Below are 8,005 nucleotides of genomic sequence, written 5' to 3' on the forward strand. Positions count from 1 at the left end.
AAAAACAAGGGTTTCCGGATACACTGAAAACCCTTGCTTTTTGGTTGTTTAGGAAAAACTCTTAGAGTTGACTGTGGCTCCAAGATCGTTTAAGTTCTTCCATGACCTGATTGTCCATAACCAGCATAAGTTTAGCCATCAGGGTTTCCTCGGGGACAGCCCCTTCGATGTGGATCACGTCGTTGATGACCGTCCGGGGTACGCCATAAACATGGTAGCGGTTGGCAAGGTGAGGAAATTCGCTGGCTTCGACCATATCGGCGGTGATCCAGGGGCTGGCTAAGGCTAGTTTATGAGCCAGCATGACTGCGCGTGGGCAGTATGGACAGGTGGGAGTGACGAAGACTTGAATATGAACGGGACGGTCGAGGCGGGCGAGCTGTTGCATTGTGGCCAGACTGAGGTCGGGTTTGCGGCGGCTGATCATCAATATGTCTTCAATCAAGGTGCCAAATTCATACCCCGAAGGAATGCCAAAGAAACGAATGCCGTGGTCTTGAGGCTGTTGCCCATCCGATTGAAGGATTAAGGCCGGTATCTTGTCCACTTTCAAGGCATCGGCCAGGGCTTTATCGCGCACGAAATCATAGATCTCCAATGTAAGTTTGTCAGACAAGGCAGTGATTTCCTCGGCAAGTTGGCGGGTTTCAGCACAAAAATCGCATTCGATGGCGCCACCTTCACCTTGGGTGAAAAGTAACAATTTGACTGGATGCTCCATCCCAAGGAGCAAATTTCGAACTTGTTCTCGGACTTGGGGATTCAACAGAGCCATTTTTCCCTCCTTTTTGTAAATGAGATTTTTCAGAACCCGACTTATCGTAGTGAGATTATAGAGAAGGAATATTAGAAATAGATCAACTTTGTGGATATCTCAACGCTCATTCTTGGATTTCACAGGCTCTAACTCAGATCGCGCAGGGTGACGTTTTCTGTTATAATTATAGAACATAAGTTCTATAATCTGGGGTTGGCCTATGACCCGTGTGCTTTGGTTGGTTCATGAAAATGCTATATTTACCTTTGATGTGGCGTTAAGTCCATCGGATTTGCTTCTGGCGGTGAATAGTGGCGATTGGCGGCCGCCGGCAGCAATTTTTGCCTTGCTTTCACCTGAAGTTCAAGCCCTTCAAAAGCCTTTACGTGGGGTTTTGCTAGGTCATCTGGTGGTGGTATATCCGTTGGCATTGGTTGAATCTGAAGACGCTTATCAATACATCTCTCACGTTCAACTCTCAGAAAGGCAGCGTTTGGTCTTACAGGGATTGGCGGAGGGGCTCAGCCTCAAGATCATTGCGCGACGGCTAGGGATATCTCAAAGCACGGTGGCCGCTCATGTTCGAGCGCTAAAACAGCGCCTGAATTGCCATACCTTGGCGGAGATCATCTTAAGGGGCTCTGCACTTGGTTTGTGCGATCCGGAACAGAGTTTACCCTCTCTTTACAAACCCCGATTAAGGCACACTAAAACCGCCAATCTGAGATCTCGCTTATCACGAAGGTAAGATTCCTAGAGTAAGAATAGTACACGTTGATCCTGACTCAGGTCAGCGTAAATCGCATAGAGTTGTTCTTCCGATTCAGCGACAAACGACACCGTAACAGCGCAATACTTTCCTCCATTGCTCAACCGCGCGTTGATATTATCTTCGTTGATGTCAGGTGCGAAACGTCTTACCCTGACCATGATGTAGGTAGCAAAGTCATCTTGATTGTAGCCGATGACGCGAAGGCGAAAGATGGTAGGAAAATCCATGAGATCGCGTAGCGAACGATTCATTTTCGTTTCCTCGTGATGTTATCTGCGAAATTTATACCACAGACTACTTGCAAGGGTAAAAATCGCCTTTAGGCATTATTTGATCTTCAGTGGTTGTGTAAACCATTTATTAGGGTTATACTGGAAACCATCGGTGACCTATGAGTCGTTAGTTGAGAGCAGATGAGTACCTGCCTAATTCCAAGCCAGTCCCGAACCACTATTGGTAACCGTGCGTTTACACTCAGAGTTGTTGGTAATAAGCCGGTGCCGAACAGGAGAAGACAGATGTCCCTTAAAATTCGCAAACTCAAACGCCTCCGCCAGGTATATCTTGGGTTGACTATTTTATTGGTGGGTTGCTCTGTGTTTGGCCCAAATATTGTAGGAAAAACTCAATCGCAGAGCCCGGTTCCGCAGGTCACAGAAGGTCCAGCGCCACAAGTCAGTGAGATAGTCGTCGGTTCGGTTTCTCCTACGTCCACGCCCGATACCGCGATTGAGGCTAGTGCCACGACGCAGGTTTTTCTGCCAGTTATTACGCGGGCACCTACCTTACCACCTATTGGCGGAGGACGGGCTTTTTTTGCGTCCCCTAATGGCACGAATAACGGCGATGGAAGTATGGAACGGCCTTTTAACCTTGCCTACGCAATTGAGGATAAAGCCAAGACAGGATTCTTTCAGCCGGGGGATGTGATCTGGGTACGTGGAGGTACTTATGGGGGAGGCGGACTAACCTACTTTAACAGCCACTTGCAAGGAACGGTGGATCGCCCTATTGTAGTCCGCGCCTATCCTGGCGAACAGCCCATTATCAACGGGAGCATTAAGATTTACAAACCCAATGTGATTTTTTGGGGGTTGGAAGTTATCAATACCGACCCTAATCGCACTTCACAATACCAAGGGTCATTTCCGGATGACATCTATCGCGAAGATGCCTTTAGTGTTTACGCCACCAATGTCAAAATCATCAATAACATTATGCATGATGCCGCGGAAGGGGTTTATGCGGATGATCGCGCCCCGGACGTAGTCATTTATGGCAACCTTATTTACAACAACGGCTGGAAGGGCCCAGACCGAGGGCATGGACATGGTATTTACGCCCAAAATCAGCAGGGGAGCAAGTGGATCGAAGATAACATCATCTTCAATAACTTTAGTGATTACAATTTGCATGTTTATCGCGAGAATGAATTCCCGTTGGTTAATTTCAACTTCGATGGCAATGTGACCTTTAATGGCACATTCCTGGTTGGAGGAAGGCAACCTACGCGGAACGTTATCCTGACCAATCAATTTACCTATAATGAAACCGTTGCCTTGGGCTTTAGCGTAGATACCCAGAATCAGAATGTGCGGGTACAAAACGCTTACCTGTTTAACCGTGGGGACTATGCTCTAGAGGTTAAGGCATGGCAGGGAGTGACTCTGGATCATAATGTCCTGGTAGGACAGAATGCTCCCCTGGTGAATTTGGTTCAATCCTTCGGCGCCTGGGATGACAACCAGTATTTCTTTGCTAATGGAACACCCTTCCTAATTAACGGACAAGGGCGTAATTGGAATCAGTGGCGCTCTCAAACCGGTTTTGATTCTCGTAGTTCGTTTTTCGCGACCCTACCCTCCACAACCCAAGTTTTTATCCGTCCTAACCGTTATGAGGCGAAGCGAGGGCACATTATCGTGTATAACTGGGCTAAGCAAGACCAGATTCTCGTTGATTTGAAGACGTTGGGATATTCAATTGGGGATCGATACGAAATTCACAATGCCCAGAACTTTGGAGAGAAGATCAGCGGGATTTATCAGGGGCAGGCAATTGCTTTACCTTTGATCAACTGGAGTGTGGCAAAGCCAATTGGTTGGCCGGAACCGCTTCGTCCGGTAACACTGCCTGAATTTGGGATCTTTATAGTACTATCTCCATAAACCATAGAGTGATCGAAGAAAGATAAAGCCCCGGCGAAAACCAGACGCCGGGGCTTCTGGCTATTGCACCCCGCCGCACGATTTAGGAATTGGGGCGCGCACCGAGTGTCACGTCAATGTGCTGTGTTTTCCCTTCACGCAAGATGGTCAAGGTCACTTTTTGTCCGGGTGAGGATTGAGCTAGCGCGGCTTGTAAATCCTCAAAGGACGTGATCGGTTGATCGTCAAAGGCGGTTATAATATCGCCGCCGATTAGCATTTGCTCACCGTTGATCGTAGCCGGTTTGAAACTACCGCGAAGGCCGGCTTTATCAGCGGGGCTTCCGTTGACCACGTTCACAACGAGTACACCTTGTTGATCTTGATCCAATCCCATAACCTGGGCAATTTCAGGGGTCAGTGTGCGCCCGGTGATTCCCAGGTAGGCGCCGGTTTGGGCCGTGGTTAGGTTAGAACTCTGGGTGCGAGGGCGAGCACCCAAAATAACCTCTATGGTTTGCTCTCGCCCGTTGCGCAAAATCGTAAGCGTCACTTTTTGACCCACCGAGGTCGAGGTGGCAAGGTAACTGGCCAAATCTTCGAATTTCTGCACCTGGTTTCCATCAATGGCGGTGATCACATCGCCACCTACACGCACTGGGTTTCCATCCAGAGTGATCTGACGATCGCTGCCGCGTAAACCGGCCTTATCTGCAGGGCTGTTAGGGGTGACATCAATCACCAGCGCGCCTCGTTGATCTGGGCTTAACCCCATGGCTTTGGCTAAATCCGAGGTCAGGGTCGTACCGCTGATACCAAGGTAAGGGTGATCATAGCGACCAGTGGCAATCAGGGCTGGAACCACGCGTCTCACAATATTGGAAGGAATGACAAACCCAATCCCAGCATTTGCGCGTACCGGGGATTCAATCGCTGCGGTGACACCAATTACTTCCCCACGAATGTTCACCAAAACCCCGCCCGAGTTTCCAGGATTAATCGGGGCGTCGGTTTGAATAACGTCAGGGATCGTGTACGTAGCGCCGTCATTGGTTGTGCTTTGTACGGGTAAGGAACGCCCTAAAGCGCTGATGAACCCGACAGTCATTGTGCCTTCTAGACCATAAGGATTGCCGATGGCAATCGCTAATTGCCCCACCTTAACCTGCTTAGAATCAGCCAGGCGAACAGGAACCAACTTCTCAGGGGTTACATCTACTTTCAGCACGGCGAGGTCGGCATCGCTGTCGGCTCCGACGACTTGAGCCTCGACGGTGCTGCCGTCAGAGAAAGTTACGGTGATTCGATCAGCACCGTCTATCACGTGATTATTGGTTACGATATGTCCCTGTGTATCCCAGACGAACCCTGAGCCCAGACTGCGCGTAACCGGGGCCTGGTCAGGTGATTGTCCGGGAAAGTTGAAAGGCAGGTTCAAGGCTGGCCCAAGGCGCTGAGTGGTTTGGATGTTGACTACGGAGGGATTGACCCGAGCATAAACCTGGGCTAGTGTGTCTTCTAGCGTGGTAAGTATGTTGGACGATGAGGGGTTTTCAAGTGTTGACGTGCTGGAGGATGGTGCTAGAGTGGCGGTTGGGACCACAACCGGCGTTTGAGATTGCGAGTTGCTTTGTTCAATCTGAATCTTGGGCAAACGAAAGCCCTGGAAATTAAAGGGGACACAGGCCGAGACAAGAAGGGCCATTAAGATTAGAGATACTGCAACAAGGGAAAGGCGCGATTGCGGCTTCATCGTACACCTCCATATTCAACTAGATATGAGCATTTACGTGAATGGGCGCAGTCAGTTTGCTCATTCGCTAATGAGTTTAAAGGCAAAAAACGCCTCTGTCCTTAAACCACCCTCAAGATGACCTTAAGGTTGGCTTAAGATGGAGTTATAGGCATAAGTACACCTTATCAAAGATGTTCGACCGTACGGGAGACCGCTCTATATAGCAGGTATGGGATACGAGCAATCCAACGCAAGACCACTACGAGCGGCACAAGTGCCCAATCCACTAACTCATTGACATTTGCAAAACCCTGCCCAATCCACACGAGCACTGGTCGAAGATGTTGTAAAAACTTGCTATGGGCATAAAGCAGTGCCAAGAGCAATATGGTTACTGAAATACCAAAGCGCAGCCAATCGTTGATCTCGAGTCCGATCCATTCTTCCAGTACAAGTTCAACCCCAATGGCTAAAACCAGTAGATACGCCGCCGGCTTGAGGATGGGCTCGCGGGTGACGGCATAACTGAAGATCCCAGCGGCAAAACGCATCATCAAAATCCCAATGGCTACCCCTACCATCACTACCCAAAAGCGGTTTGAGAGTGAAACCGCTGCAACCACGTTGTCCAGGCTGAAAACCAAGTCGGTCATTTCAACTGTCAGTACGATTATCCAGAAGGAATGTTGCTCAAGAGGATGAGCGTGAGCATCCTCTTCACCGGGTTCGGCCTGTCCCAGGTTATCGAAAGCCAAGCGGATTAAATAAGCCGCACCGAGGACGCGCAACCATGGATAGTGGATTACCCAGGCTGCCAAGGCTAGCATTAACCCTCTCCCTAGGTAGGCTCCCAGTAAACCCACCCGTAGGGCCGCGGTGCGCTGATTCCCCAGGAAGTGGTGAAGACGGTGTCCCAATTCCATTAGGGGACGTGGCCATTGGACGGGCTGATCGTCGGGCAGATGCGCCACCATAGCACCTAAGACGGCGGCATTATCAATAGATAACAGCCCCTCCAGTAAGATAAGTTGCAGAATGATGATCGGGATGCTCCAATCCACGCAATTTCTCTCAATTGGTTTTTAGTATCCAGGGTGAGTATAACCCAATGCCGTACTGAATGGCGCGTGGGGATTTTCAGGATTTGCGGCGTAGAGCATCCTGTTTCCTAGATGACAGATGTCCTTATTCGAGATCTAAGAGATCCTCATTAGCAATTTCGTTGTCAGCGATATAACGACGGGGCATGGCCAAAGAAGCCCAGCCACCGGCTTGCTGCAAGGCAAATGGATCCACGCCGCGGCGGGCGGCCTGGGTAGCCCAATAATGTCGGCAGTCGTGAGCGCTCAATCCGGTGATTCCCAATCGCTCACCCAAAAAACGGACCCTTTGGGTAATGGCCCGTGTGGTCATTCCAGCTTTGCTTAGGCTACCGTCTTTCAGACTGGCGCGTAGGAGAGGGGCTTGAGGTTCAGCGGGTAGGTCTTTCAACGCTGAACAGCGGCGGAGGAGGTGCAGGGTGTCGGGGCTAAGGCGATGAGTTTGTGTTTTGCCCACTTTGGGACGGAAGAAGCGCAATAAGCCCGCTTCCAAGTCAATATTTTCGACCCGTAATAAGGCCACTTCCCCAACCCGGAGCCCGTGATCAAGGAGCAGGCACATAAGCAGGGCATCTCGCCGCCCTTGAGGGGTATCAGGTTGAGTCTTGAGCGCGGCGGCTTGTTGGGGTGTGAGCGTCACCGGCGTGGGTTTTTTGGTGCCTACGCGTTGGCGTGGTCGGCGTTGATCGAGGCGTTGCTGCTCACGATGAGAGAAGCCTTTGATGCTGCGAATAAGAGCGTACTCTTCAGGCGTCAAGCAGCCGCTTTGGAGGGCTAGGCGGGCATATGTCTTAACCGTGGAAAGCCGTACGTTGATGGAAGGGATCGCGTACCCTATGCTTAATTGCCACTTAACAAAGGCTTCCACTAATCCCCAAGTAATTCCACGCCATGCCTCGGGGTTCTGACCTAGATTACTAACCTGAATGCCCAATGAAGAAAGGAATTCAGCAAAGAGCGCTAGGTCTGCATCCTGACGACGTAGCGTGTGATCGGCTCGGCGAGCCCGATAGTCGGCAAAGCGATGCCGTGTAGCTGCCTCATTGGCTGCATGCCCGATTGGGATATCATGGGTAGGGATAGGAAGAGGGAGATTATTGTCTGGATCGGGGTGATTGGCGCGCAAGGCTTTCATACTCTCATTATAAACGTGTTGAGAGTAAACCCGAACCGCTAAAGATTTTTAGTGTCGTTTTGGGAATCCTGATCTGGGAAAACCATGGCGGATTACCCGATCTGTTGTGCTAAATCCAGCCGGCTTTGAATTGGATTTAGACGGTTCTCGCTTTGACGTGCTAATTCGATGATATGATGCATGATGGTCTCGGCCACAGAACGCACTAGCAGGTGATCCTCTACGTTACCCTCAAAGTGGAGTGGGGTGCCCACAGTTACTTTGTAAGGCCCGCTCAGGTACCAACGTCCATAGGTCACCTCACCGCGTACGGTGGAACGGATGAAATGCAAGCGTTCGCGTTGGAGGTGAATGCCTAT

8 protein-coding genes are annotated in these 8,005 nt (G+C 50.3%); 2 read left to right on the forward strand and 6 right to left on the reverse strand.

The window, feature by feature from the left end:
• Positions 1–61: 61 nt before the first annotated feature.
• Positions 62–775 carry a protein disulfide oxidoreductase gene (gene pdo / locus AC01YT_RS11760; protein WP_476675649.1) on the reverse strand — a complete coding sequence of 238 codons (714 nt, stop codon included), beginning with the start codon at positions 773–775 and terminating at the stop codon, positions 62–64.
• Between the two features lie 202 nt (positions 776–977).
• Between pdo and AC01YT_RS11765 the strand changes: the two genes are divergently transcribed.
• Positions 978–1,505 (forward strand): response regulator transcription factor, encoded by a 528-nt coding sequence (locus AC01YT_RS11765; RefSeq protein WP_476675651.1) that lies wholly within the window; start codon positions 978–980, stop codon positions 1,503–1,505.
• Positions 1,506–1,510: 5 nt separating this feature from the next.
• Here the strand turns inward: AC01YT_RS11765 and AC01YT_RS11770 are convergent, their stop codons facing one another.
• On the reverse strand, positions 1,511–1,780 hold the full coding sequence (locus tag AC01YT_RS11770) for a YbeD family protein (RefSeq protein WP_315623802.1): 270 nt from the start codon (positions 1,778–1,780) through the stop codon (positions 1,511–1,513).
• A gap of 267 nt (positions 1,781–2,047) precedes the next feature.
• Here AC01YT_RS11770 and AC01YT_RS11775 point away from each other — a divergent pair, with 267 nt between their 5' ends.
• Positions 2,048–3,697 (forward strand): right-handed parallel beta-helix repeat-containing protein, encoded by a 1,650-nt coding sequence (locus tag AC01YT_RS11775; RefSeq protein WP_476675654.1) that lies wholly within the window; start codon positions 2,048–2,050, stop codon positions 3,695–3,697.
• A gap of 82 nt (positions 3,698–3,779) precedes the next feature.
• Here the strand turns inward: AC01YT_RS11775 and AC01YT_RS11780 are convergent, their stop codons facing one another.
• The 4 genes from AC01YT_RS11780 to AC01YT_RS11795 all read right to left on the reverse strand — a co-directional run.
• Positions 3,780–5,429, reverse strand: coding sequence for a PDZ domain-containing protein (locus AC01YT_RS11780; protein WP_476675656.1), 1,650 nt, complete (start codon positions 5,427–5,429; stop codon positions 3,780–3,782).
• A gap of 167 nt (positions 5,430–5,596) precedes the next feature.
• The gene (locus tag AC01YT_RS11785; protein WP_476675658.1) at positions 5,597–6,472 is read right to left on the reverse strand and encodes a TerC family protein; all 876 of its coding nucleotides are present in this window, start codon (positions 6,470–6,472) and stop codon (positions 5,597–5,599) included.
• A 124-nt stretch (positions 6,473–6,596) separates the two neighbouring features.
• Positions 6,597–7,646, reverse strand: coding sequence for a tyrosine-type recombinase/integrase (locus tag AC01YT_RS11790; protein WP_476675660.1), 1,050 nt, complete (start codon positions 7,644–7,646; stop codon positions 6,597–6,599).
• Positions 7,647–7,738: 92 nt separating this feature from the next.
• A partial coding sequence (locus tag AC01YT_RS11795) for a hypothetical protein (protein ID WP_476675662.1) occupies positions 7,739–8,005 on the reverse strand: 267 nt, incomplete at its 5' end.

Source organism: Thermanaerothrix sp., assembly GCF_056331585.1.

Excerpts from the sequence above, each read along its gene's own strand:
- pdo (WP_476675649.1), bottom strand. The coding sequence starts at position 775 with ATGGCTCTGTTGAATCCCCAAGTCCGAGAACAAGTTCGAAATTTGCTC.
- AC01YT_RS11780 (WP_476675656.1), bottom strand. The coding sequence starts at position 5,429 with ATGAAGCCGCAATCGCGCCTTTCCCTTGTTGCAGTATCTCTAATCTTA.
- AC01YT_RS11765 (WP_476675651.1), top strand. The coding sequence starts at position 978 with ATGACCCGTGTGCTTTGGTTGGTTCATGAAAATGCTATATTTACCTTT.
- AC01YT_RS11775 (WP_476675654.1), top strand. The coding sequence starts at position 2,048 with ATGTCCCTTAAAATTCGCAAACTCAAACGCCTCCGCCAGGTATATCTT.
- AC01YT_RS11770 (WP_315623802.1), bottom strand. The coding sequence starts at position 1,780 with ATGAATCGTTCGCTACGCGATCTCATGGATTTTCCTACCATCTTTCGC.
- AC01YT_RS11790 (WP_476675660.1), bottom strand. The coding sequence starts at position 7,646 with ATGAAAGCCTTGCGCGCCAATCACCCCGATCCAGACAATAATCTCCCT.